This window comes from Fusibacter tunisiensis, from assembly GCF_016908355.1.
GTDB classification, from domain to species: domain Bacteria; phylum Bacillota; class Clostridia; order Peptostreptococcales; family Acidaminobacteraceae; genus Fusibacter_D; species Fusibacter_D tunisiensis.
This window is the reverse complement of record NZ_JAFBDT010000006.1, coordinates 108,949-133,266: the sequence shown is the minus strand read 5'-3', so window position 1 is coordinate 133,266 and position 24,318 is coordinate 108,949. Positions and strand designations below refer to the sequence as shown.

The following is a 24,318-nucleotide window of genomic DNA, read 5'->3' as shown; positions in this document are numbered from 1 at the left end:
AACACCTGTTCCCATCCCGAACACAGAAGTAAAGTCCTCCAGCGTCGATGGTACTTGGCGGGTAGCTGCCTGGGAGAGTAGAACGTTGCCGGTTTTTGTTCCAAGGTAGCTCAACGGTGGAGCACTCGGCTGTTAACCGATAGGCTGAGGGTTCGAATCCCTCCCTTGGAGCCATATTTTTTCAAAATACAATATTCTCTATGTTTGTATGGTAATGCCGGGGTGGCGGAACTGGCAGACGCACAGGACTTAAAATCCTGCGATGGAAACATCGTACCGGTTCGATTCCGGTCCTCGGCACCAACATTTTTTCGTGAAACGAAAAAATGCGCGTAGGTGTTGTTCTCGCGAAGCGAAACATCACTAGCGACTATATAAAATAATAACGCGGAGTGGAGCAGTGGCAGCTCGTTGGGCTCATAACCCAAAGGTCGCAGGTTCGAATCCTGCCTCCGCAACCACAATTTTTCGTAAAACGAAAAATTGCGCGTAGGTGTTGTTCTCGCGAAGCGAAACATCACTAGCGGCAGTCTATAAACTAACAATTTCAAGTACGATAGAGCACTATTTAAGCATGGCCCCTTGGTCAAGCGGTCAAGACACCGCCCTTTCACGGCGGTAACAGGGGTTCGATTCCCCTAGGGGTCACCATATGGGAGTATAGCTCAGCTGGGAGAGCATCTGCCTTACAAGCAGAGGGTCATAGGTTCGAGCCCTATTACTCCCACCACGGTCCAGTAGTTCAGTTGGTTAGAACGCTAGCCTGTCACGCTAGAGGTCGAGGGTTCGAGTCCCTTCTGGATCGCCATTTTTTTGCCGGCGTAGCTCAATTGGTAGAGCAACTGACTTGTAATCAGTAGGTCGCGGGTTCGAGTCCCATCGCCGGCTCCATACGATTTTTAGCGAAGTTAAAATATCGCCTGACGTAGTGTTTGCTTGCAAACACAGGAAGGATAAGTAAATATTTTCTGTTTAGAAATCGTAGAGAAAATATTGGGCGAGGTAGCATTTGGTTTTTAAATGCACGAGCCTGTGTAACTGTGTTTCATAATCTGGAGGGGTTCCCGAGTGGCCAAAGGGGGCGGACTGTAAATCCGTTAGCTGAGCTTTCGAAGGTTCGAATCCTTCTCCCTCCACCAAATATGGCGGTGTAGCTTAGTTGGCTAGAGCGTTCGGTTCATACCCGAAAGGTCGGTGGTTCGAGTCCACTCACCGCTACCAATTTTATATGCGGGTGTAGCTCAATGGTAGAGCCCCGGCCTTCCAAGCCGGTCGTGAGAGTTCGATTCTCTTCACCCGCTCCATTAGATCCCGGGAGTATAGCTCAGCTGGGAGAGCATCTGCCTTACAAGCAGAGGGTCATAGGTTCGAGCCCTATTACTCCCACCATTTTTAAAAAACACTTAGCGATATTGGGGATTCGCCAAGCGGTAAGGCACCGGACTTTGACTCCGTTATGCACAGGTTCAAATCCTGTATCCCCAGCCAATAGGATCCATTAGCTCAGTCGGTAGAGCACCTGACTTTTAATCAGGGTGTCCCGCGTTCGAGTCGCGGATGGATCACCAATTTTATAAATGTAAGATGGAGAGGTACCGAAGTGGTCATAACGGGGCGGTCTTGAAAACCGTTAGGGTGCAAGCCCACGTGGGTTCGAATCCCACCCTCTCCGCCATTAGATGGAGAAGTACTCAAGTGGCTGAAGAGGCTCCCCTGCTAAGGGAGTAGGTCCTGACAAGGGGCGCGAGGGTTCAAATCCCTCCTTCTCCGCCATCTAGTTTATGGATTAAGCAAATCCCTATCTAGGGCCTTTAGCTCAGTTGGTTAGAGCGCCCGGCTCATAACCGGATGGTCCGGGGTTCGAGTCCCTGAAGGCCCACCATAAAAATCTAGGGGTGTAGCTCAGTTGGTAGAGCAGCGGTCTCCAAAACCGCGTGTCGTGGGTTCAAGTCCTGTCACCCCTGCCACTTGTACATTATATCGGGGTGTAGCGCAGTTTGGTAGCGCATCTGGTTTGGGACCAGAGGGTCGCGGGTTCAAATCCTGCCACCCCGACCAATAATCTCATAGTGTAAAGCAAGACTTAATTGTGGGCGTATAGCTCAGCTGGTTAGAGCGCACGCCTGATAAGCGTGAGGTCGGTGGTTCGAGTCCACTTATGCCCACCACAATTAAGCCCAGATAGCTCAGTCGGTAGAGCAGGGGACTGAAAATCCCCGTGTCGGTGGTTCGATTCCGCCTCTGGGCACCAAAAAAGAACTCAATTTATGAATTGAGTTCTTTTGCTTTTTGATGTTTATTTTTCAAGCTTAAGATATAATTTTTCAAACAGTTGCCAGCCTGTTGTGACGATATTATTATAGTTTTGAACCCCATTATAGTCAACAATAAGAGACTGTTTTTCAGAAATAGACAGCGAATTCATCTCTTTTGAATATATACTTTTGGGTGAAAACAGAGTGAGCTTTGGAGAATCTATATAATTTAGGGAAACTTTGAGTTGAGCACGTGTTCCTTTTCGGATGTATTGTACATTTAAATCTTCATAGTGATGTTCAAGGAGAGAACTGTAATCGTGTGAGGCAAAATCATAGGATAAAAAATCTTTATCAATAGCGTAGTGCGCCATATACCATTTTGTCGTCTTGATACGATGGGTTGGATAGAGATAATTTGAAAATTCAGTATCAATTAAAGAAAAAATCTTAACCAAGGGATACATATTGAGGATGTCATCGTAATTATGGAGTAGAATTGTTTTCTTAAGTGCTTGATCTTGGGTTTCTAAATAAGCACGGTATAAGATAATACTGTCCTTACCGGATATCGTATCATTTCGTTGTATATTAAGATAGGATTCTACACCTTTCAATGTTGCGCTTTTTAGATTTAAGGCAGCTTGATGTTTTTTCACTATTCTCATCAAATCAATGTTTAGTTTTTTGTTCAGTTCAAAGCCAAATTTATGCTTTGCTAAACGGGCATTTAGAAATGGAAAATCAAATGAATTCCCATTGAAACTAATGAAATAATCGATGGCATAGTTTTTTATTTGAATCATGAGTTCAGACAATAACTCTCGTTCAGATTGGTAATCATTATTAAATAATTGAATTACTTTTCCATAGGGAAAATTTTTGCTAACAATAAATAGCCCAATAATAGCTAATTTATGGTTATGTGAGAGACCATCTGTTTCAATATCAATAAAAGCAAAATTATGGGAAGTTGGGAGTAATTTTTCAGTTAATGTAATATTTGACTCAAAAAATTCCATTTTAGTCTCCTAGGACGTTTTATTCCATTTTACTATAAAATGGCCTATAAAGTCATGTGGAAATAATTTTGAATTTATGGTAATATAGTTACAGCACTTAATAATATTGTTTTTAGACAACAAATGTGAAGTGGAGGATGGAAATTGGGCACTGTTAAGCGTGGTCTAATAAACGGCTTAAAGACATTGTGGGTATTAAGTCGAATTCTAGTACCAGTTTATTTTTTTGTCACATTTATTGGCATGACACCTGTTCTTGGGTGGATTTCTAATTTTTTTAGGCCTCTTATGTTTTTATTTGGCTTACCAGGCGAAGCAGCTATTGTTCTTGTATTGGGGAACACTTTAAATTTATACGCGGCGATTGGTGCTATGGCATCCATTGATTTTACAGTGAAACAGCTAACGATACTTGCTGTAATGTTGTCTTTTTCACATTCCTTAATTGTAGAAACTGCTATATTTAGGAAGTTGCGGATGAAAGGATGGCGGATTGTGCTATTACGCATCACGCTTGCTGTTTTAAGTGGCATTATGTTGAATTTGATGTGGATTGAGGATGCCTTATGACTTTTTTAAAAGACTGGTTGGTGAACGGGACAATTGGTAGCTTTACAGCTATCAAAAATATTGCACTTATAGTTTTGCCATTAATGCTTTTTATGGAAATTGCCAAGGATTTAAAGTTACTGGATTTAATTGGTGGTTTCTTAAAGCCTGTCACACGGTTTTTCAAAACAGATGCACAATCTGGATTTCCCTTGGCAGTTGGCTTAATTTTTGGCATATCATATGGGGCAGGCGTATTGATAAAAACTTCCGATGATGGTGAAATTGATTCTAGAAGTATGGTTATCGTATCAATTTTTTTAGCCTTGTGTCATGCTCTTTTTGAAGACACCCTTTTATTTGTCGCAATTGGCGCCACAGGATGGATTATTTTAACGGTTAGAATACTGGCAGCAACTTTAATTACTTGGATTGTGTCTAGGTTAAATAGACAGATAGATTACTAAATTAAATGGGGGGCATTTATGAAAGAAATCGCGTTGAGGTCATTAAAAATTGGCATGTGTATTTCAAGTGATATTTTTAACGACTTAGGCAATATTATTTTAGCAAAGGGAACTGAAATAACGGACCGACATTTAGATTATTTTACGTCTCATAACATTGACCATATGTTTGTTGAAGATCAATTTGGGAATCTTTATGAATCCGTTTCACCCAGAATCGAAGCAGATGATAAATTTAGAAATATCAATGCACATTATGCTCAAGTACTTAATCAATTTAAGCAGATTTATTTTCAAGCACAAAATGCGGATGCATTACAGGTAAACATTGACTTAGTTGAAAAAGAATTGGAACCACTCATTGATGAATTGCTTCATGACAATGACATTTTAGGGAGTCTAAGATTGGTTTCTTTTAGGGAAAGTTACCATTTCACACATGCTGTTAATGTATGTATGCTTGGTGCGATGTTGGGGAAATGGCTCAATTTGGATCGAAATACAATTCAATCAATAGCGCTTGCAGGTTTGCTACATGACATTGGCAAAACACAAATTTTAGATGCGCTTTTAAACAAAGTTGGACCTTTAACTCTAGAAGAAAAAGAAATTTTAAAAACACATTCTAAATTAGGTTATGAGATGCTAAAAAGCAATCCGGAAATTTCTAAGGATGTGTTGGCCGCGATTCTTTTCCATCATGAGCGTAGCGATGGGAGTGGGTATCCAAGTGGTATAAAAGAAGATCAAACGCCATATTTGGCGCGTATTATTGGTGTTGTTGACGTATTTGATGCCGTAACATCAGATCGTGTTTATAAAACAGGAATTTCAACATTTCAAGCTTTTTCAGTTCTAAAAGATGAGAGCTTTAAGGGCTTAGATCCCGCAATTTCGGAAGTGTTTTTATCAAATATTGCGTCCCATTTCATTAACAACCGTGTCAGATTATCTAATGGCGAAAGTGGAGAAGTGGTCTATGTTAATCGTTATGCTTTGAATAGGCCCTTGGTTAAATTAAATAATGGCCGTTTTGTGGACTTGTCAACGGATTATTCACTGGATATAGATACTGTGATAAAATAAAAACAATATAAAATTAGATGAAAAATCCTGTCTTTCCAGATTATTGGTGGAAAGACAGGATTTTTTTAGTGGTAAACACCATTTTCAAAAATGGACTTTATGTCATTTAGATTGTTCGTCTTGCCAAGCGCAAGCATTAGTTTAATACGTGCTTTTTGACCATTGAGGTTACCACCGAATATAGCCCCCATATTTCTTAAGTCTTTACCACCGCCTGGATAGCCATAAGAATCCAACACCCGGCCCATAGGACATCTTGATACAATAACAACAGGAAGATTTAGGGCGAGTGCTTTTTGAATGCCTGGAACAAGTTCGGGTGGAACATTACCCCTTCCCATGGCTTCAATGATAAAGCCTTTAGTGCCAGTAGACATAGCGTATTCCATATATTTCGAGTCAATCCCAACATAGGTTTTAATAAGATCAACTTCAGAAACCAAGGCATCTGAATCAATGTGTTCGTGCTTGGTAATATTTCTATAAAAAATCACTTCATCATTGTCTACGATACCAAGAGGTCCGAATTCAAGAGATTTAAATGTATCCAGCGATAAAGTGTGTGATTTGGTTGCTTCGCGTGCAGAATTCACCTCGTTATTAAGTACAATTAAAACGCCTTTATTTTTGGCATCTTCTGAAGTCGCAGTACATATCGCTGATGACAGGTTACTTGGGCCATCATAGCCAAGTTCTGAGCTATTTCGCATTGCAGCAACCATAACAATTGGCTTAGGTGTGTTTATTTTAAGATCTAAAAAATAGGCCGTTTCTTCTAATGAATCTGTACCATGCGTGATGACGATGCCATCTATATCTTCTCTAGACACTAATTTTGAAACAAGTTCAGAAAGATCCCAAAGATGTTGTGGTGTCATGTGAGGTCCTGGATAGCTTCCGAATGTTATGACTTCAACATCAGCCACACGATCGATATTGGTTACCATGGACATAATTTCTTCACTGGAAAGTGCAGGAATAGCGGCAGCAAGTCGTTCATCCACTTTCATGGAGATGGTCCCACCAGTAAATACAGCAGCAATACGTTTTTTCATATAAACCTCCAGATTTATTTCAAATTTACCCAAAAGTATTATATAATAATGTGATGTATAAAGAAAGGATTATAAAAGGAGTGTAACATTTGGAATATTATTTTGATTATGCGGCAACAACTCAAGTGGCCCTAGAAGTGACGGATGGCATTAAGAATTTGTTGAATGAAGTTTATGGCAATCCGTCGTCTTTACATTCAAAAGGGGTTGAGGCTGAAAAATATATTAAAGGCAGTAGGCGTACGCTTGCGAAAATAATTGGTGGAAAAGAAAATGAAATTATATTCACTTCTGGTGGAACCGAATCAAATAATTTAGCAATTTTAGGGACTATCCCACAAAATAGAAAAGGAAGGCTAATTACAAGCAGTATCGAGCATCCTTCTGTTTTGGAGGTGTTTAAGCATTTGGCTGGAAAAGGATATGATGTTGTTTTTTTGCCTGTAGACGCTAACGGTGTAATTCAATATGATGTCTTTAAAGAGGCTTTAACCCAAGATACTTTAATGGTTAGTGTTATGCATGTAAATAATGAGATGGGTGCGATTCAACCCATTGAGGCCATGGCAAGTGAGATAAAAAAATTTAATACTGCCCATAACTCAAGAATTCTCTTTCATGTAGATGGTGTTCAAGCTTTTGGAAAATATTTGATACCAAAAGGGATAGACCTGTATTCTTTTAGTGGTCATAAAATTCATGGTCTCAAAGGTGCGGGTGGACTGTTTGTAAAGTCTGGGACATCCATTAGGCCTTTGGTTTATGGTGGGGCGCAAGAGTTTTCAATCCGACCTGGGACTGAAAATATTATTGGCATTACCGCACTGGGGATTGCCAGTGAACTGGCTTATGCCAAACGAAAAAGTTCTTTAACGCATTTAGCTGAAATTCAATCAAAACTGGAAACTATATTTTTAAAAGATGGAGATTGTATCATTAATTCGAAACAAGGCGCACCGCATATTTTAAATGTGTCATTTCTGGGTGTGAAAAGTGAAGTCATGCTTCATAGTTTGGAAATGGAAGGCATTTATGTGTCTTCTGGATCAGCATGTTCATCGAAAAAAAAGACGGGATCTCATGTTTTAAAGGCCATTGGGTTAACTGATGCCCAAATTGATAGTGCGATTCGAATAAGTTATGGTAATGATACTGATATTGAAAGTGCTGAAAGTGTTGCACATAAAATGTTGGAGATTGCTGAGAAACTAAGAAAAATTATGAGGAGAACATGATGCGGGATTTGATTTTAGTACGTTATGGTGAAATTGCTTTAAAAGGCAAGAATATAAGAGTGTTTCAGAAAAAATTTTATAAAAACATTAAAAAAGCAGTTGTGCAGTTTAATGATGTAAAGGTAATTGATCAATTTGGTCGTGTGTATGTGGAATGTGATTCAGAAGATTTGGAGTTGGTTATTCAAGCTGTTACAAATGTTTTTGGCGTGGTATCGGTTAGTCCTGCCATTCGAGTTGAAAATGACATAGAAATTATGGAAGAAAGAGCGCGTCAAGAAGTGGAACGCCTGAGACTTGAAGAAGGGGCAAAAACTTTCAAAATTGAAACGAAACGAAGCAATAAAGGATTTCCAATGACGTCTCCTGAAATAAATAAGCGAGTGGGGGGATATATCAATCAGTCTATTCCAGAGATGGCTGTAGATGTTCATAACCCAGATATTTTATTGACGCTAGAAATCAGAAATTGGACCTACATGTTCTCTAAAAGATATGCAGGTCTTGGTGGCATGCCTTATGGAAGTGCTGGCAAGGGAATTTTGTTGCTTTCAGGTGGCATAGACAGCCCTGTAGCAGGGTACTTAATGGCACGAAGAGGGATGGAACTTGAAGCAGTTCATTTTCATTCATATCCATTTACCAGTGAACGTGCTCTGGAAAAAGTGATTGATTTGGGAAGACGTTTGACACATTATACGAGGACCCTTAAAATCCACAGCATCAATATTTTAGAGATTCAAAAATCCATTAATGAAAACTGTCCTTCAGAAGAAATGACGATATTATCTCGTGTTTTTATGATGCAATTGGCTCAGCGTGTTGCAGAAGAAGTTGGCGGCAAGTGTTTAATTACGGGTGAAAATTTAGGGCAGGTTGCAAGTCAAACTATGGAAGGTCTTACCGTGACCAATACAAATGTTGATATTCCAGTTTTACGGCCTCTTATAGCTTATGACAAGGTTGAAATAATTGACGTTGCAAAAAAAATCGATACGTTTGAAACGTCGATTTTGCCATATGAAGATTGTTGTACTGTTTTCTTGCCAGATCGTGTTGTTACAAAACCAAGAGTGGACAAAATTAGTGCATCACTTGAGTTGGTAGATCGTGAAGGTTTGATAGAAGAAGCGCTGGCACGTAAAGAAATGATTATTATATCAGAAGGTGAAGTTTTAACAAGATAAGAGATATATTAAAAGCCCGTCTTTCCAAAGTTTGAATTGGAAAGGCGGGCTTTTTGTTAAGGTAGTGGATCAGGGTCAGAATCTGGTTCTGTAGTGGTTTCTGTAGTAGGTTCAGGTTCAATTATAGGATTTAGAATATCCAGTTCTTCTGTTGAATAATTTGGAATTTCCTTAATATTGTAACTTGGAATGATAGAGCCATCTGGTAAGAGGATATCATTATTTTCTAGAATTTTTGAACCTGGTGGCAATATAATTTCTTGGCCATTAGTGAGTAGAATTGGATATGGCCTTTGAACATAAAGTGACCCATTTGCGAGCATTACAGTTGGCTTTATACCAATGTAGTATTCGGGATCAGATGGTTCAGGAACATAATTTTCCGCTGTGTGTAGATCACATGTTTCAATTGGAAGGTCATATTCCATATCTTTTATGGCGATATTATTATGGTCTGCTGGAATATAGGGTTCAGGACGTTTTACAAAAAGTTTTGATTCAACACTTGTTGTTGGGCAGAATTCGCCAGCCAACAAACCACTCTCTGTGCAGACATCTGCCATAACGTGAACATCATCTTCTTCAGTAGGAACGGTACCTCTTAAAAATATTTCTGTATAGACGGTATTTCGTGGATCCAAGTAGGAAAGTTCAGTAGGCAGTTTACCAGAAATGCGATCAACCTGAGCACGTTCAATTCCAGAAGGTTCTTCAAATGCTTTGGGTTCAAAGTCCGCATGAATTTCAGACATAACCACTTGCCAGAATTTCGCAGCAACTCTTGACCCTTGATCAAGTGGGATATTTAAATCGTTTCCAAACCAGATTCCACCAACATAGTAAGGTGTGTATCCAACAAACCAAGCATCAATATTACTTGATGTTGTACCGGTTTTTCCAGATACGGGAATAATGTCATTACCAGGTGAAAGACGCGCAGAGGTTGATCCGCCACCTTGTTCAATACCTGTTTTCATCATATCTTGTACAATATAGGCCACGTTTTCGTCTACTACAATTGTTTTATTGCTTCTATTTTCTAATATAATCTCACCATTTCGATTGCGCACATTTTTGTAAGTGATTACATCATTGCGGACGCCTTGGTTTGCGATTGCGCCATATGCACTGGTGAGTTCAAGTGCTGAAATTCCCCTCGTCATACCACCAAGAGCCATTGCAGCTGTGTTCATATCATTTACTGGACCATCTTTAACAAGGGACGTAACGCCAAAACGTTCAAGATAATCAGCACTTACATCTGTTCCCAACGCGATGGATAGTTTTGCCGCTGTGACGTTTATAGACCATTGCATGGATTCTCTTAAATTTACAAGCCCCCAATACTTATTGTAGGACGAATAATTTTCATACCAGTTTACTGGCCATCTTAACTCAGGGTCGCCTGACAAATAACTTGGGCGGTCATCAAAAACACTTGCAGCTGTGAATCTGCCGGAATCAATCGCTGGTGTATAAACAGCTAAAGGCTTAATTGCAGATCCTGGTTGCCTTGGATTGAGGGCACGGTTATACATTTTTTGTCCGAGTATGTCGCGCCCGCCGGCTATAGCTTTTAGTTCGCCAGTTCGATAATCCAAAATAACCATAGCGGATTGAGGTTGAATAACGCCTCGAGATGCCATTACAAAATAGTTTGGCGGGATCACCAAGTCACCCTCTGTATTTTTTTGATAAAAATCCGTCTTTTCAGTTAAGAACGATTTGTTGACCACAACATTGCCATTTTCATCAAATGATTTATAGGCATCGTCTATTAAGAGATCATGCCCAGAGTAGATGTACAAATCTGAAAGGTTATGCTTACCACTTCGTAAGTCTGCCTCATCTGATTCGGTGTGGGTATAGGTTTCTTTTAAGACCACTTGGATGCGGCTGAGGGCATCGTTCTCATATTTGGGGTAGAAGCTTAACATCCGGTCTTTAACCAAAACTAAATTGCCCGCATCGTCAAATCGGTAGTCTGATTCGGGTAGGACAAGGTTGCCGTCTTCATCAATCATGTTACTTTGTTTATAGACTCTAATTTTGTTTGTTTCTTCAGAGACGATGTTCCCTTTTGAATCTAAAGTTGCAGTTATTTTAGGAAAGTTTTCATTTGTAATTAAATAACCGAGCTCAAAAAGAGCTTTTTTTAGGTGAACAACCTCTTCACTGTTAGCCCCTTTAGCGTAACTCCTTTGGGTGAAGACACTCATATCCATTTGGGAAAGTTCATTGATTTTTGCCAAAGTGTTTTGGCCTGATACACCATCCACTTTAAGATCATTGTCCCTTTGGAAGGCTTTAACAGCTGATGCAGTTGATTCGCCATAGTACTCGGTAAAATCTTCAAGTGCGTAATGACTCTCCAATGTTTTTTGCATATCAAAGTCAATTGTAGACTCAATGACAAGGCCACCGGTCATTAATAGGTTTAATGCTTCATCTTTTGAGTAGCCATAAAGTTCCATTAGATCTGCTCTAACTTCATCCTTAACCATATCCGCGAAAAAAGAGGAGATTTCTGAGTCTAAAGAGAAATTGGGTTTAAGGACTGTTTTAAGATCTATTGTATTAGCATGTTCATACTCTTCATTTGTAATGTAGTCATTTTCACGCATGAGATAGATGGCAGTGTAGTAGCGGTCTTCAGTTCTTGGATTGTAGACTCTTGTCCAATAAGGATCTGAATCGTCTAAGATATAATCGTCTGCTTCTACATCTTCTTTTGCTTTTGTAATCATAGGTGAATAAATACCGGGTCCCTTTGCAATACCTGCAAGTAAAGCACCTTCAATATAGTTTAGTTCACTGGCACTTTTACTGAAGTAAGTCTGGGAAGCAGCTTCCACGCCATTGGTATTGGCACCAAGAGCGATGAAATTAAGGTAGGCTTCTATAATTTGTTCTTTATCCAAATGTTTTTCAAGTTCAATTGCGTAGTAGGCTTCTTTGATTTTTCGACTGATATCCCGCTCATCGCGAATTTCATATAAATAAATATTACGAGCAAGTTGTTGGGTTATGGTGCTTGTTCCACCAAGTCTTTTTCCAGTCGTGAGTGTGTCTTTAACAGCACCGAAAAGACGTATGATATTGAACCCATTGTGCGTCCAAAAGGTTTTGTCTTCAAGCGCTACAAAAGCATTGATAAGATCAGGACTCATTTCATCAAAACTTATGACTGTCCTGAGTCCATCCATATGGATTTGTTCAAGCACTTGGCCTTTGGAATCAACAATGATGGAGTTTTCTGTAAGCCGTTGATCAATTGTAGCCGGATTAATAGGTGGGATGTCTTCCAAAACAGCAGATATATAAAAGTAGACGCCACCAACGCTTAAGAGCCCTGCTATGATAAAGAAAATCAAAAGAATCTTAAATGTGTTGACCAAGCCTTTTTTAGATTTATTACGTTTCTTTTTCTTTGTTTTTTTTGTTGAAGAAACCGGTTTTTTTTGTGTAGTTATCGGTTTTTTACGATCCATTAATTAACCTCCTATAGCAATAAATGCTAAATAATTATATCATATTTCCCTTAATTAAGTGCCTAAAATAAACGATATAATTATATTGTAACATGATGTTCACAAAATGAATTGGCTGTAAGTCAGCATTTATAGTATAATAGCAACTAGAAAAGTAGGTGGTTGACTTGTATGAATCAGAAAATAGTGAAATAAAGGCAATTTTAGTAGGCCTCCATCAAGGGTTAAAAGGAGAATACGATATTAACGAGACAATGGCGGAACTGGCTGAACTCGTTTACGCAGCAAATGCTCAGGTGGTTGATTCCATTATTCAAAACAAAGAAAAAATCGAAGTTGCAACTTATATAGGTACAGGCAAGGTAGAAGAAGTTAAGGCAACTATTGACTTAAAACAAGCAAATCTTGTTGTTTTTAATGATGAACTTTCTGGCGCTCAAATTCGGAATCTAGAAGCAATTCTTGAAGTAAAAGTTATTGACCGAACGGCACTTATTTTAGATATTTTTGCCAAACGTGCAGCGTCCAAAATTGCTAAATTACAGGTAGAATTGGCACAACTTCGTTATCGTTTGCCGCGTCTGATTGGGTTCAGGGGAGAGTTGTCAAGAACTGGGGGCGGTATAGGTACAAGAGGGCCTGGAGAGCAAAAACTTGAAATTGACAGGCGGCGGATTCAGGAGCGCATCGATGAAATTAGGCGACAAATACGTGAAGCAGACAAAAATCGGGATGTTCAAAGAAAATTGCGTGAGAAGAGGGAAATCCCAATAGTAGCGCTTGTGGGGTATACCAATTCAGGAAAGTCGACAGTTTTAAACCAGATGCTTAGATACACACATAATGAAGATCAAGACAAACAGGTATATGAAGAAAATATGCTTTTTGCTACACTGGACACTTTTAGCAGGCGAATTGTTTTGGATGATAAAAAAGAGTTTATACTCACAGATACGGTTGGTTTTGTTTCCAAATTACCTCATTCTCTAGTTGAGGCTTTTAAAGCGACTTTAGAGGAGGCACTTTCAGCTGATTTGTTAATTCATGTTATTGATGCTTCTAATTCTCATTACGCTATGCAATCGGAAGTGACGCACAGTGTTTTAAAAGAGCTAAAAGCAGATGACGTTCCAATGATTTCGGTCTATAATAAGATTGATTTGTTGTCATCAGAAACTATACCATTTGGTAATGCTCTTGCAATTTCTGCAAAAACGGGTGAGAATTTTAACCTTTTGATAGAAAGACTATCAAAGGAAATTTTTAAAGATCGTATAAAAGCAACTTTTTTAGTACCATATTCTGAAGGGTCTATCGTTTCTTACTTATGTCGTGAATATCAAGCAGAAAAACTAGAATATTTGGAAGAAGGAACTTTGATTCAACTTGAATTGGCGATTAAAGATTTTGAAAAGTTTCGGAATTACTTGAGGTGATATATCGTGAAAGACTATAAAACGATTGGCAAAAGCGGTGAGGCTGAGTTTACCGTTTCAAAGTCTCGGTTTATAGGCTATGCCAAACCTGTAGAAACTGAAAATGAAGCACTTGAATTTATTGAGTTTATTCGGAAAAAACATTGGAATGCTGCACACAATGTACCTGTTTATATCATTGGAGATGACTTTCAAATTCAGAGATTTTCAGATGATGGAGAGCCTTCTGGGACGGCGGGTGTACCAATCTTGGACGTGCTGAAAAAAGAGGGCATTACAAATGTTTGTATGGTGATTACCCGATATTTTGGAGGCATTAAACTCGGCACAGGCGGACTTGTGAGAGCGTATACCCATGCGGCGAAAATTGCGCTTAATACGTGTGGTCTAATTTTTCAGAAACAGTTTGAACAGGTGTTCATTACACTTGATTACCATGCACACGGGAAAGTTCAAAATTTGCTAATGGAATGTAAAGAGGTGATTGTAAAGGATACAGAATTTTCAGATGTGGTTCGTTTGGAAGTGTATGTTGACCCATTGTATGCCCCTGCGCTAGAGAGTCATATAAATGAGTTGACATCGGGGAAAGGTATTTTAGAAATTATGAAACCTGTTTATGTAGCAATTCCTTGTGAAGACTTGCTATGATTTGGAAAGGAGAATTCTATGGAAATGGAAGCTTTAATTGAAATGATGTTGAAACAAAAAAAGTGGGCAGTTGTGGGTGCAACGCCTAATACAGAAAAATTTGGCAACAAGATATTTAAAAAGTTAAAGGCACATGGATATGAAGTTTATCCTGTAAATCCGATGTACAAAGAAATCGAGGGCGATACATGTTATGAAACGCTGGCTGATCTTCCTGAAAAAGTAGAGTGTGTTAATATTGTCGTTGCGCCAGAACGTGCAAAAAGAGCCCTTGAAGATGTTATTGCACTGAAAATAGAGAATATCTGGTTTCAACCAGGGACATTTACACCTGAACTGATTGATGCTTCAGAAACAGCTGGATTGAATACAGTTTTTTATAATTGCGTACTTGTGGAATTAGACAAAAAATAGAAAAAGAGAGGGTCATCAGAAATGAGTTTATCACAAACCGAGAAAATTGATTTAACCGTTGAATGGATTCGAAAAATAGTAAAAGAATCTGGAACTAAGGGTATTCTTGTGGGTGTTTCAGGCGGGATTGATTCTGCAGTAGTGGCTTGTTTAATAAAAAAAGCATTTCCTGAAAACAGTGTTGGGGTTATATTGCCGTGTAAAAGTAACCCTAAAGATGAAGCAGATGCTCAAGCCTTAATTGAAACTTGTGGAATTGACTCTATGCGCATTGATTTGTCAGAGACACATGAGTTGTTATTTAGTAAGATTGAAGAGGCTTTGTCTGATAAACAAGTTGGATTTAGAAAACTTGCAGACGCTAATCTAAGAGCTCGGCTTAGAATGTCTACGTTATATGGTATTGCAAACGCTTTAGGCTACTTGGTTGCAGGAACAGATAATAAAGCTGAAATCCATACAGGGTACTATACCAAATATGGTGATGGCGGTGTAGATTTGGTGCCTTTAGCCAACCTTTTAAAATCAGAGGTATATGAATGGGCAAGAATTTTGGGTGTTCCTCAAAGTATTCTGGACAGACAACCTTCTGCAGGACTTTGGGATGGCCAAACAGATGAAGATGAAATGGGAACGACTTATGAAAAAATAGATGCTTTTTTATCGGGAAAAGTGATCCCTGAAAAGGACCAATCGATTATTGACCGATTGCATAAAAATTCAGAACACAAAAGACAGATGCCACCAGCACCCCCTTTATTTGATTAATTACGTCTTTTAATTCTGTACCGGATGTGCTATTATTTTTATGCAAATTTATTTTAGGAGAGAAAATTGTGGGAAGAATAGGAACGATTATAAACCGAAAAGGAAAGCAAGATGCAAAAAAAGCAAAAGAATTTACAAAATTAGGGCGTTATATTATGGTAGCGGCACGTGAAGGTGGTGCTGACCCGGAATATAATGCGGCATTGAAAAGTGCCATTGAGAAGGCAAAAGCAGCAAATATGCCCAATGATAATATAGATAGGGCTGTAAAAAAAGGCGCAGGAGAATCAGATGGTGCAATTTTTACAGAGCTTACCTATGAAGGTTATGGACCAGGCGGTGTGGCAGTTTTAGTGGAGTGTTTGACGGATAATACCAACCGTACTGCGGCGGATGTCAGAAGCTATTTTGTTAAAGGAAAAGGGAACTTAGGAACCAATGGTTGTGTGAGCTTTATGTTTGATCATAAAGGTGTACTGGTAATTGATAAAATTGATGGTATGGATGATGAAACAGTGGAGATGGCCGCGATAGAAGCTGGCGCAGAGGATATTTCTGTGGAAGATGACCACTATGAAATCTATACTGAAATTGGAGATTTTGCTGAAGTTAGAGAGGGATTATCTCAGGCAGGGTATGAATTTTCCATGGCAGAACTGAGATATTTGCCACAAACAATGACCAAACTCAGTGATGAAGAAGATGTAAAATTTATGAATAAACTTATCGACCTATTAGAAGATAATGATGATGTTCAAAATGTGTATCATAATTGGGAAGAATAAGTAAACGTTTAAAAAGTAGAGCCTTCGCGTCATTTAAATGACACGAAGGCTCTACTGTTAGAGGAGATACTTTTCGATATGTGGTACCAAATCCATGGGTTCTACAGTTGGTTCAAATCGCTCTACAACGTTACCATGTCGATCGATTAAAAACTTGGTGAAATTCCATCTGATTTCATTGCCTGAAAGGTAATCTGGGTATTTATCTTTTAATAAAGCACTTAAAATTTTATTTGTTGGATGAGACAAATCCATACCTTGAAAGTCGGCGTTTTCTTTTAAATACTTGAACAAAGGATGTGCCGTTGACCCGTTAACATCAACTTTTTCAAATAATTTGAAAGAAACACCATAGTTAAATGCACAAAATGATTTGGTTTCAGTATTGTTTTCTGGATTTTGATCATCAAATTGGTTGCACGGAAAGCCTAAAATACTTAGACCCTGATCTGCATATTTTTCATGTAATTTTTGAAGATCTTCAAATTGTGGGGTAAAACCGCACTTGCTTGCGGTGTTTACAATAAGCACGACATCATCTTCAAATTCATCCATTGAAGTTTCAAAGCCGTCAATATCTACTGCTGAAAAATTATAAAAAGACATATGTTCCTCCTTAATATCAATAAGTTTTTTAATTTATTTCAATTCAATTGTACACAATTGAATTGCGCTTGTCAACATTAACTTTGTGATCATTAATTTATTTGCATTAAAAACAGTTGAATGGGGTATTATATTTATGCAAAATGAAAATTTGGAGGTGTTTATGGCTTTTTTTGAAAAGTTGGGGAAAAAAATTGGTGATGCAGCGGAAGCCGCTGGAGATAAGGCGAAAGATTTTGCTGAAATCACAAAATTGAACAACAGTATCAGTGCTGAAAAAAAAGAGATCGACCGTTTGATTGTTGAACTGGGAAAATGGGCTTTTGAAGCGGAAAAAAGCAACCCAGAGAGTCCGGTTGCCATTCAGTGTTCTAAAATTTTAGAAAGCAAGAAGAACATTGAGTCTTTTCAAGAAAAAATTGAAGAAATAAAAAGTGGCCCAGATTTAGAAGCCCCTGTCCCAGAAGTAGAAAATCTTGAAATTGTAACTTGTAAAAACTGTGGTGCAATTGTTCCTGAGGGCAGCAAGTTTTGTCCTGAATGTGGAACACCAGTAGACCTTTAAATCAAAAAAGCCTCACATCCTAACTTTTGAAAGGATGCGAGGCTTTTTTTAGAGTGTTTAGCCGTTCCGAGTTACAGCATATGAATGTCTTACGTGCTGATAAGGTTTGTAAAACAATCCCATAATTGCAGCCACTAGAAGTATGCATGCAGAAACAACGAATGCCATATGATATGAGCCAGTTGCATCTGCTATTTTACCACCGAGAATAGGTCCAAAAACGCCTCCAGCACCCCAAGCAGAAAATAGAATGCCGTAGTTGAGTCCTAAATTTTTTGTGCCATAGCAATCGGCTGATGCTGAAGGATAAACGGAAAGCATAGAGCCATAAGCAAAATAGATAACCAATGCGGCCATAAAAATTGTAGGGAAGGTGCTCAAACTATTGAAAATAAAGAGTGCTCCCGCTTGTAAGAGATAAAGAACTGTCATGGTTTTTCCACGTCCAAACTTTTCGCTTATAACACCTGCAGCAGGTCTACCCACTGCATTGGCAATTGCTGCAAATGCCACGAGGTTCAGTGCTGCTGTTTCGCCTAAAGTTTGAAGGGCCAATGTTTTAAGGCTTCCTATTGTCATTAAACCACCAGTTGCGCCGGCAAAAAACATAAACCATAGCATATAAAACTGTTTCGTTTTTAACATTTCTTTTAAAGTTAGATCTGCTATAGGCGCTTTTTTTGTTTTTGCGTTTGATTCAACTGGTTTATCTGGGTTTTTAACAAAATAAGAAAGTGGCAGTGTCATGAATAAGAATATAATACCGAGTATTTTAAACGCGCTAAAAACATCGTATTTAGACAATAAATAAGTAGAAAGCGGGACAATATACAAAGTAGCAAGTCCAAAGCCACCCACAACAATTCCTGAGATTAATCCTTTTTTTTCTGGTGGAAACCACTTAAGAGCTGGTGGTGTTGTTGAGGCATAGCCTAGCCCGATGCCAGATCCTGCAAGAACGCCAAAAGTTAATGATAGTCCCAATAAACTATCTGTATAGCCAGCAAGTATACAACCAAGCCCAATTAGGAGCCCTCCAATGGTTACAACCCATCTTGGCCCGATACGATCCTGAAGTCTGCCAGCAGGAACCATCATAATTGTGAACATAATAATTGCTACGGTGTATGGAATTGAAGACTCTGTTTTACTCCAACCCAAGGTTTCTTGAAGTTTTGCCCCAAAAATACTCCATGCATACAGCACACCGAAAGCCAAGTTGATTCCAGCACCTGCTAAAACCACAACCCATCCTTTTTTGTTTGAATTCAAAATATTTCCCCCTTATTAAAGTTTGTAAAATTGCTCAACGATTCATTATAACTTTTATTTTTTTGAGACTCAAGAAAATCATATCCTCAAAAATAGACAAAAAAGTAATAATTTTTAAGATGATTGTTCCACTGATTCTTCTATATACCGTGAACTTTGCTATTAGTACATTTGTTGCAACAAAATGGTTCAACTATGAAGACGGTGTTGCCTTAATATATGGGACAGTAATGCGAAATCTCTCTGTATGTTTGGCAGTTGCAATGACGGCATTTGGAGATAAGGGGGCTGAAGCTGTGATTATCATCTCTCTTGCATATGTTATTCAGGTGCAAGCAGCAGCTTGGTATGTTAAATACAGCAATCGTAAAAATGGGATTTTTATAACAGAGAATGCTTGATAAGCGGACATGAAAAAACGTGACTTCTATGGAAAATGAGGTCACGTTTTTTGCTTTACTATAATGAAAAATGAAATATCACTTAATTTCTCGTACAATACCAAGTGGGGTTTGTTCATGATTTTGGCCAAGTGGGTTGTCTTTTAAAATGGCAACCAGCAAGTTTTTATCAATGGTATTATGAGATACGCCGAGAATATCACCATCTAAATCATTGATATCCACTACGGCTACTTTTGCCCCTCCAAGCGCCTCGCTAATTTCTTTTGCAACTTCATTTGGTCGATTAGGTCCTAAAACGACATAGCGGTTGTAGGGGGGGATTGTATTTCCAGTGGGTCCGTCTATAGATTTTGCCTTATAACCTGCAAGGTCATAAAAAACACCTTTTTTTCCAAAAAGTTTTGTAACTGCACTTGCAGCTGCAGCAAATAAGATGCGTGGAATGCCACATTCTTGTAATGCCATTTCCATAGTCTCAGGCATGCCAAGACCAATTCCAGCGGGTGTTTTTGTCACAAATTTTGACAGCAGATAGGCCAGTTTTCTAGGTGAAATTTCTTCAAGTGGAATGGCACGCCCTTGTGTAATCGCTACAACTTTTTCAGTGACAAAGAGAATATCATCCGATTGGAGTGTATCTTTTGAATAGTTCAGAATCGTATCTATTAAAGGATCGTCTTTCATAATTAAATGGGTCTTAATGGGAATTCTTAGGTAGGTTGTGCCATCTATTTGTATTTCTGGATGTTTTTTTCTTTGAGTGTTATTTGTACGCATACTTGCCTCCATCATTGACTTTACAAGGTAACACCTTGTGATTTTCATCTCATTATAACACTTTGGAGCGGGGACACAAAATATTAATTTATATTAATATTATTTGAGAAACCAAGGGTTGAAATTTCGTTAAACTTTAGATAAACTAAACGTATAAATAACGAACTTCTGAATGAAAAGCTGCTGAGAGTACTCAGATAATTTCTGAGTCGCCGAAGGGACAAGTTTGAACATGCCGTGTTTAAACGAAATTTTCAGGCAAAAGGAAGTAGCTTTGACAGAACTCTGGATTAAACAGGGGAACAGGCATATGTTCTTCTGTTTTTTTTGAAAAGGTGAGACTTTTATGATTGTAATAACCAATAACCCAAAGGTACGTGCGTATTTTAACACGTGTGATGTTCAATTTGTCGATGGAAATTACGAAGCGGTTTTAATTAAGACGCGAGATCTTGTCCATCAAAATTATAAACTTTTGACACACCCATTGTCTGGGAGTGTTAAGCCTAATGAAACACCTTATAAATCAATTGCTTTGGAAGTTTCAAACGCACTTGATGTGGCAGGGCTTTTATTAATTGAAAATGCAATAGAAGTCTATGGTAAACTCCAGAAAGATGCGCGAACCCCAAACTGGACTGAACGTATTCTCTTGGATTTTATGGTTATTGATTTTGATTTGTTTAAAAATGCTGTGGTCAAAGCAATCTGATTTTTTTGAGATTGATTGATAATAAAATAACAAAAGGAGGAGGGCGCATGCTGGCAGTTGATAAAGAAACTTTTGAAAATGAAGTTTTAAAAAGTGAAACGCCTGTGTTGGTTGATTTTTGGAGTGAAGGGTGTGAACCATGTAAGGCACTTATGCCTGATATTGAAGCTTTGGAAACACAGTACGGTGAAACAATTAAGTTTGTAAAATTGGATACTACTAAAGCAAGACGTCTTGCAATTAAAGAACGCGTGTTGGGACTTCCAACAATTGCAATTTACAAAAATGGTGAAAAATCGGATGAAGTTACAAAGGAAAATGCAACAAAAGAAAACGTTGAAAAAATGATTCAAAAATATATCTAACGAAATCGTTGGAGAGGAGGTGTTTCCATGCGTCTGGAAATCGGGAACATTATGATTAAGGATATTCAATTTGCCAGTAAAACAGAAGTAAAGGCATCGACTTTATACATTGATAAAGACGCCCTAATTTCTGCTGTTTCTGGAGATGATCGTCTAAAATCTATTGATGTAGAACTTGTGAGACCAGGGGAAAGTGTTCGAATTACACCAGTTAAAGATGTTGTTGAACCGCGTGTTAAAGTTAGCGGTGGTGGTGGAATTTTCCCAGGATTCTTAAGCAAAGTTGATACAGTTGGAGAAGGCCGAACACATGTCTTGAAAGGCGCTGCAGTTGTAACAACGGGTAAAATCGTTGGCTTTCAAGAAGGTATTGTGGATATGACAGGCCCAGGTGCAGACTACACACCATTTTCAAAAACGTTGAATGTGGTTGTTATTGCTGAACCGAAAGAAGGTATCAAGCAACATGAACATGAAGAAGCAGTTCGTATGGTTGGTTTTAAAGCAGCTAAATATTTAGGTGAAGCGGGTAGAGATGTAGAGCCAGATTCAGTTGACGTTTATGAGACAAAACCAATCTTTGAATCCGCGCAAACTTATCCAAATCTACCCAAGGTTGCATATGTTTATATGTTACAAACACAAGGACTTCTTCATGACACGTATGTGTATGGTGTGGATGCAAAAAAAATTATACCGACACTATTGTATCCAACAGAAGTGATGGACGGCGCTGTTGTGTCTGGAAATTGTGTTTCTGCTTGTGATAAAAACCCAACATATGTACATTTAAACAATCCAGTTATTCATGATTTATACAAGTTACATGGGGTTGAATATAATTTTGTAGGTGTGATTATCACAAATGAAAATGTCTATTTGGCAGATAAAGAAAGATCATCAAATTGGACTGCAAAGTTGGCAGAGTATCTTGGCCTTGACGGTGTAATCATTTCAGAAGAAGGTTTTGGTAATCCAGATACTGACCTGATTATGAACTGTAAAAAAATAACAGCAAAAGGGATTAAGACAGTTATTTTAACAGATGAATACGCGGGAAGAGACGGAGCATCCCAATCGCTAGCAGATTCAGATCCTTCTGGAGATGCTTGTGTTACAGGTGGAAATGCCAATATGACAATTGTACTTCCAAAACTCGATCGATTAATTGGTCATGTGGAAGTGGTAGATGTTATAGCAGGTGGTTTTGATGGCTCACTTAGAGCCGATGGGTCCATTGAAGTTGAAATTCAAGCCATAACTGGCGCGACCAGTGAGGTTGGTTTCAATAAAATGACAGCAAAAACGTATTAAATATAAAATTAAAATGAGGAGGACACTATGAGCCGATACACAGGTAAAAAAATCGTAATTATTGGCGATCGTGATGGTATCCCAGGACCAGCAATCCAGGAATGCCTTAAGCCATTGGATTGTGAAGTAATTTTTTCATCAACAGAATGCTTCGTCTGAACTGCCGCAGGGGCTATGGACCTAGAAAATCAAAAACGCGTTAAAGATGCTGCCGAAAAATTTGGTGCAGAAAACGTTGTTGTGATTATAGGTGCCGCAGAAGCCGAAGCTGCTGGTCTAGCAGCTGAAACTGTAACAGCAGGCGATCCAACATTTGCCGGTCCGTTAGCGGGCGTAGAGTTGGGACTTAGAGTATATCATGCATGTGAACCTGAATTTAAGGACGAAGTCAGTGCAGATATCTATGAAGAACAAATAGGTATGATGGAAATGGTATTAAGTGTAGACGAAATCATCGAAGAAATGCAAAGCATCCGAAATGATTTTTGCAAATTTAACGACTAATTGACTGAGGAGGGATGTACCATGGCAAAAGCTAGGGTTGTCCACTATATCAACCAATTCTTTGCTGGAATCGGCGGAGAAGAAAAAGCGGACATTAAACCGCAAGTATTAAGTGACTTACCACCCATCTCTGTTCAACTGAATAAGTTATTGGGAGAAGATGCTGAAATTGTTTCCTGTGTTGTTTGTGGGGATTCATATTTTAATGAAAATCTAGATCAAGCTAAGACAGAGGTTTTGGCGTTGATAAAAACTACAAATCCAGAATTTGTAATTGCAGGTCCTGCATTTAATGCGGGGAGATATGGCATGGCATGTGGAACAGTGGTACAAATGGTAGAAAAAGAATTGTCCATAAAAGCAATAACAGCAATGTATGAAGAAAATCCTGGTGTAGATGTCTTCAAAAAAGATATTTTAATTGTTCGAACAAGTGATTCGGCAGCGGGAATGCGCAAGGCTTTGCCTGCAGTGGCAAAATTTGCATTAAAGTGTATTGCTGGTGAAACACTTTTAGAGCCAGATGTTGAGGGATATATTCCAAGAGGACTTCGGGTAAATGCTTTTACAGAAGAACGTGGGTCAATGCGTGCTGTAAGAATGCTGGTACAAAAACTTAAAGGAGAGACTTTTAAGACTGAATATCCAATGCCTGCATTTGATAGAGTTCCTGCTAACCCAGCTGTGGCGGATATTACGAAAGCCAAAATTGCTATTGTTACCTCTGGTGGAATTGTACCAAAGCATAACCCGGATCGAATTGAGTCTTCATCTGCTTCAAAATATGGTAAATACTCAATTGCAGGTTTTGATGCAATTAGTGAAGCGGATCATGAAACGGCACATGGTGGCTATGATCCTGTCTATGCAAATCTAGATCCAAATCGTGTAATTCCAGTTGATGTACTTCGCGATATGGAAAAGTCAGGTGAAATTGGTAGTTTGTTTGATTATTTTTACACAACAGTTGGGAATGGGACTTCAGTCGCCAATTCTGTTAAATATGCAGCTGAGATTGCGAAAGATTTACTTGCTAACAATGTGGATGCTGTTATATTAACTTCAACCTGAGGCACCTGTACACGTTGCGGTGCAACGATGGTTAAAGAAATTGAAAGAGCGGGAATTCCAGTTGTGCATATGTGTACTGTTGTTCCAATTTCACTTACAGTAGGTGCAAATCGTATTATTCCAACAGTTGCAATACCTTATCCGTTAGGTAATCCAGCACTTGAGGCTTCTGAAGAAAAAACAATTCGTAGAAAATTAGTTGTAAGTGCACTTAAGGCACTTGAAACAGAAGTGGATGGCCAAACTGTTTTTGAAGATTGAAACTGAATTAGATGGGGCATTCCCCATCTAATTTATATTTGACGATAGAGTTATTAATATGGAGGT

At 38.7% G+C, this 24,318-nt stretch carries 23 protein-coding genes, 20 tRNA genes, 1 rRNA gene and 1 riboswitch; of the genes, 38 read left to right on the top strand and 6 right to left on the bottom strand.

Features of this window, described 5'->3' with window-relative positions:
- The 21 genes from rrf to JOC49_RS05935 all read left to right on the top strand — a co-directional run.
- Window positions 1-94, top strand: a 5S ribosomal RNA gene (gene rrf / locus JOC49_RS06035); the annotation flags it as partial.
- Between the two features lie 5 nt (window positions 95-99).
- Window positions 100-174, top strand: a tRNA-Asn gene (locus JOC49_RS06030).
- Window positions 175-216: 42 nt separating this feature from the next.
- A tRNA-Leu gene (locus tag JOC49_RS06025) sits at window positions 217-303 on the top strand.
- 83 nt (window positions 304-386) lie between these two features.
- Window positions 387-461, top strand: a tRNA-Met gene (locus tag JOC49_RS06020).
- Between the two features lie 115 nt (window positions 462-576).
- Window positions 577-651 (top strand) — tRNA-Glu (locus JOC49_RS06015).
- A 3-nt stretch (window positions 652-654) separates the two neighbouring features.
- Window positions 655-730: transfer RNA gene (locus JOC49_RS06010), tRNA-Val, on the top strand.
- Window position 731: 1 nt separating this feature from the next.
- A tRNA-Asp gene (locus JOC49_RS06005) sits at window positions 732-808 on the top strand.
- A gap of 7 nt (window positions 809-815) precedes the next feature.
- Window positions 816-891, top strand: a tRNA-Thr gene (locus JOC49_RS06000).
- 163 nt (window positions 892-1,054) lie between these two features.
- Window positions 1,055-1,139, top strand: a tRNA-Tyr gene (locus JOC49_RS05995).
- 5 nt (window positions 1,140-1,144) lie between these two features.
- Window positions 1,145-1,221 (top strand) — tRNA-Met (locus JOC49_RS05990).
- A 9-nt stretch (window positions 1,222-1,230) separates the two neighbouring features.
- Window positions 1,231-1,304 (top strand) — tRNA-Gly (locus JOC49_RS05985).
- 9 nt (window positions 1,305-1,313) lie between these two features.
- A tRNA-Val gene (locus JOC49_RS05980) sits at window positions 1,314-1,389 on the top strand.
- A gap of 24 nt (window positions 1,390-1,413) precedes the next feature.
- Window positions 1,414-1,488 (top strand) — tRNA-Gln (locus JOC49_RS05975).
- 4 nt (window positions 1,489-1,492) lie between these two features.
- A tRNA-Lys gene (locus JOC49_RS05970) sits at window positions 1,493-1,568 on the top strand.
- 18 nt (window positions 1,569-1,586) lie between these two features.
- Window positions 1,587-1,675, top strand: a tRNA-Ser gene (locus JOC49_RS05965).
- Window positions 1,676-1,681: 6 nt separating this feature from the next.
- Window positions 1,682-1,773: transfer RNA gene (locus JOC49_RS05960), tRNA-Ser, on the top strand.
- 32 nt (window positions 1,774-1,805) lie between these two features.
- Window positions 1,806-1,882: transfer RNA gene (locus JOC49_RS05955), tRNA-Ile, on the top strand.
- 9 nt (window positions 1,883-1,891) lie between these two features.
- Window positions 1,892-1,967 (top strand) — tRNA-Trp (locus JOC49_RS05950).
- A gap of 14 nt (window positions 1,968-1,981) precedes the next feature.
- Window positions 1,982-2,058: transfer RNA gene (locus tag JOC49_RS05945), tRNA-Pro, on the top strand.
- Window positions 2,059-2,091: 33 nt separating this feature from the next.
- A tRNA-Ile gene (locus JOC49_RS05940) sits at window positions 2,092-2,168 on the top strand.
- A 7-nt stretch (window positions 2,169-2,175) separates the two neighbouring features.
- A tRNA-Phe gene (locus JOC49_RS05935) sits at window positions 2,176-2,251 on the top strand.
- 45 nt (window positions 2,252-2,296) lie between these two features.
- Here JOC49_RS05935 and JOC49_RS05930 read toward each other — a convergent pair.
- Window positions 2,297-3,277 carry a ribonuclease H-like domain-containing protein gene (locus JOC49_RS05930; protein ID WP_204663385.1) on the bottom strand — a complete coding sequence of 327 codons (981 nt, stop codon included), beginning with the start codon at window positions 3,275-3,277 and terminating at the stop codon, window positions 2,297-2,299.
- Window positions 3,278-3,421: 144 nt separating this feature from the next.
- Here JOC49_RS05930 and JOC49_RS05925 point away from each other — a divergent pair, with 144 nt between their 5' ends.
- From JOC49_RS05925 to JOC49_RS05915, 3 genes are read left to right on the top strand one after another with little or no spacing between them, the layout of a single operon-like run.
- A complete protein-coding gene (locus JOC49_RS05925; RefSeq protein WP_204663383.1) occupies window positions 3,422-3,847 on the top strand; it encodes a nucleoside recognition domain-containing protein in 426 nt (141 codons plus the stop codon).
- Window positions 3,844-4,293: a nucleoside recognition domain-containing protein gene (locus tag JOC49_RS05920; RefSeq protein ID WP_204663381.1), complete on the top strand. Its 450-nt coding sequence runs from the start codon at window positions 3,844-3,846 to the stop codon at window positions 4,291-4,293. Before JOC49_RS05925 ends, JOC49_RS05920 begins: the two co-directional genes overlap by 4 nt.
- Window positions 4,294-4,311: 18 nt before the next feature.
- A complete protein-coding gene (locus tag JOC49_RS05915; protein ID WP_204663379.1) occupies window positions 4,312-5,379 on the top strand; it encodes an HD-GYP domain-containing protein in 1,068 nt (355 codons plus the stop codon).
- A gap of 65 nt (window positions 5,380-5,444) precedes the next feature.
- Here the strand turns inward: JOC49_RS05915 and JOC49_RS05910 are convergent, their stop codons facing one another.
- Window positions 5,445-6,434: an asparaginase gene (locus tag JOC49_RS05910; RefSeq protein ID WP_204663377.1), complete on the bottom strand. Its 990-nt coding sequence runs from the start codon at window positions 6,432-6,434 to the stop codon at window positions 5,445-5,447.
- Between the two features lie 89 nt (window positions 6,435-6,523).
- Here JOC49_RS05910 and JOC49_RS05905 point away from each other — a divergent pair, with 89 nt between their 5' ends.
- Together JOC49_RS05905 and thiI are read left to right on the top strand one after the other, a co-directional pair.
- Window positions 6,524-7,669 carry a cysteine desulfurase family protein gene (locus tag JOC49_RS05905; protein ID WP_204663375.1) on the top strand — a complete coding sequence of 382 codons (1,146 nt, stop codon included), beginning with the start codon at window positions 6,524-6,526 and terminating at the stop codon, window positions 7,667-7,669.
- Entirely contained in the window at window positions 7,666-8,856 is a 1,191-nt protein-coding gene (gene thiI / locus JOC49_RS05900; RefSeq protein WP_341534658.1) for a tRNA uracil 4-sulfurtransferase ThiI, read from the top strand. The genes JOC49_RS05905 and thiI overlap by 4 nt, the downstream gene beginning before the upstream one ends.
- Before the next feature lie 56 nt (window positions 8,857-8,912).
- On the opposite strand, the gene JOC49_RS05895 is transcribed toward thiI, so the two are convergent.
- Complete coding sequence (locus JOC49_RS05895) at window positions 8,913-12,347, bottom strand: transglycosylase domain-containing protein (protein ID WP_204663373.1); 3,435 nt, start codon at window positions 12,345-12,347, stop codon at window positions 8,913-8,915.
- Window positions 12,348-12,514: 167 nt separating this feature from the next.
- Here JOC49_RS05895 and hflX point away from each other — a divergent pair, with 167 nt between their 5' ends.
- The 5 genes from hflX to JOC49_RS05870 all read left to right on the top strand — a co-directional run bounded on the left by hflX (window position 12,515) and on the right by JOC49_RS05870 (window position 16,401).
- On the top strand, window positions 12,515-13,783 hold the full coding sequence (gene hflX, locus JOC49_RS05890; protein WP_204663371.1) for a GTPase HflX: 1,269 nt from the start codon (window positions 12,515-12,517) through the stop codon (window positions 13,781-13,783).
- 6 nt (window positions 13,784-13,789) lie between these two features.
- Complete coding sequence (locus JOC49_RS05885) at window positions 13,790-14,434, top strand: YigZ family protein (protein ID WP_341534657.1); 645 nt, start codon at window positions 13,790-13,792, stop codon at window positions 14,432-14,434.
- Window positions 14,435-14,452: 18 nt separating this feature from the next.
- Entirely contained in the window at window positions 14,453-14,848 is a 396-nt protein-coding gene (locus tag JOC49_RS05880) for a CoA-binding protein (protein ID WP_204663369.1), read from the top strand.
- 21 nt (window positions 14,849-14,869) lie between these two features.
- Window positions 14,870-15,616 carry an NAD(+) synthase gene (gene nadE / locus JOC49_RS05875; RefSeq protein ID WP_204663367.1) on the top strand — a complete coding sequence of 249 codons (747 nt, stop codon included), beginning with the start codon at window positions 14,870-14,872 and terminating at the stop codon, window positions 15,614-15,616.
- Between the two features lie 68 nt (window positions 15,617-15,684).
- Entirely contained in the window at window positions 15,685-16,401 is a 717-nt protein-coding gene (locus JOC49_RS05870) for a YebC/PmpR family DNA-binding transcriptional regulator (protein ID WP_204663365.1), read from the top strand.
- A 57-nt stretch (window positions 16,402-16,458) separates the two neighbouring features.
- Here JOC49_RS05870 and JOC49_RS05865 read toward each other — a convergent pair whose 3' ends face one another.
- Entirely contained in the window at window positions 16,459-17,007 is a 549-nt protein-coding gene (locus JOC49_RS05865) for a glutathione peroxidase (RefSeq protein WP_204663363.1), read from the bottom strand.
- 163 nt (window positions 17,008-17,170) lie between these two features.
- On the opposite strand from JOC49_RS05865, the gene JOC49_RS05860 reads away from it, so the two are divergent.
- Entirely contained in the window at window positions 17,171-17,572 is a 402-nt protein-coding gene (locus JOC49_RS05860) for a zinc ribbon domain-containing protein (protein WP_204663361.1), read from the top strand.
- A gap of 57 nt (window positions 17,573-17,629) precedes the next feature.
- Here JOC49_RS05860 and JOC49_RS05855 read toward each other — a convergent pair whose 3' ends face one another.
- Window positions 17,630-18,844 (bottom strand): L-lactate MFS transporter, encoded by a 1,215-nt coding sequence (locus JOC49_RS05855; protein WP_204663359.1) that lies wholly within the window; start codon window positions 18,842-18,844, stop codon window positions 17,630-17,632.
- 149 nt (window positions 18,845-18,993) lie between these two features.
- Here JOC49_RS05855 and JOC49_RS05850 point away from each other — a divergent pair, with 149 nt between their 5' ends.
- Complete coding sequence (locus tag JOC49_RS05850; RefSeq protein ID WP_204663357.1) at window positions 18,994-19,245, top strand: hypothetical protein; 252 nt, start codon at window positions 18,994-18,996, stop codon at window positions 19,243-19,245.
- A 78-nt stretch (window positions 19,246-19,323) separates the two neighbouring features.
- Here JOC49_RS05850 and JOC49_RS05845 read toward each other — a convergent pair whose 3' ends face one another.
- Window positions 19,324-20,025: a coenzyme F420-0:L-glutamate ligase gene (locus JOC49_RS05845; RefSeq protein WP_204663355.1), complete on the bottom strand. Its 702-nt coding sequence runs from the start codon at window positions 20,023-20,025 to the stop codon at window positions 19,324-19,326.
- Window positions 20,026-20,197: 172 nt separating this feature from the next.
- A riboswitch (glycine riboswitch) is annotated at window positions 20,198-20,305 on the top strand.
- Between the two features lie 66 nt (window positions 20,306-20,371).
- On the opposite strand from JOC49_RS05845, the gene JOC49_RS05840 reads away from it, so the two are divergent.
- Genes JOC49_RS05840 through grdB form a run of 5 tightly spaced genes read left to right on the top strand, consistent with a single transcriptional unit; the run spans window position 20,372 to window position 24,252 of the window.
- Window positions 20,372-20,737 (top strand): GrdX family protein, encoded by a 366-nt coding sequence (locus JOC49_RS05840; RefSeq protein WP_204663353.1) that lies wholly within the window; start codon window positions 20,372-20,374, stop codon window positions 20,735-20,737.
- Window positions 20,738-20,784: 47 nt separating this feature from the next.
- Entirely contained in the window at window positions 20,785-21,102 is a 318-nt protein-coding gene (gene trxA, locus JOC49_RS05835; protein ID WP_204663351.1) for a thioredoxin TrxA, read from the top strand.
- A 27-nt stretch (window positions 21,103-21,129) separates the two neighbouring features.
- On the top strand, window positions 21,130-22,416 hold the full coding sequence (locus JOC49_RS05830; protein WP_204663349.1) for a glycine/sarcosine/betaine reductase component B subunit: 1,287 nt from the start codon (window positions 21,130-21,132) through the stop codon (window positions 22,414-22,416).
- Between the two features lie 27 nt (window positions 22,417-22,443).
- The gene (grdA, locus tag JOC49_RS05825) at window positions 22,444-22,920 is read left to right on the top strand and encodes a glycine/sarcosine/betaine reductase complex selenoprotein A (protein ID WP_204663347.1); all 477 of its coding nucleotides are present in this window, start codon (window positions 22,444-22,446) and stop codon (window positions 22,918-22,920) included.
- Window positions 22,921-22,941: 21 nt separating this feature from the next.
- Entirely contained in the window at window positions 22,942-24,252 is a 1,311-nt protein-coding gene (grdB, locus tag JOC49_RS05820) for a glycine reductase complex selenoprotein B (protein WP_204663345.1), read from the top strand.
- The last annotated feature ends 66 nt before the right edge of the window (window positions 24,253-24,318 follow it).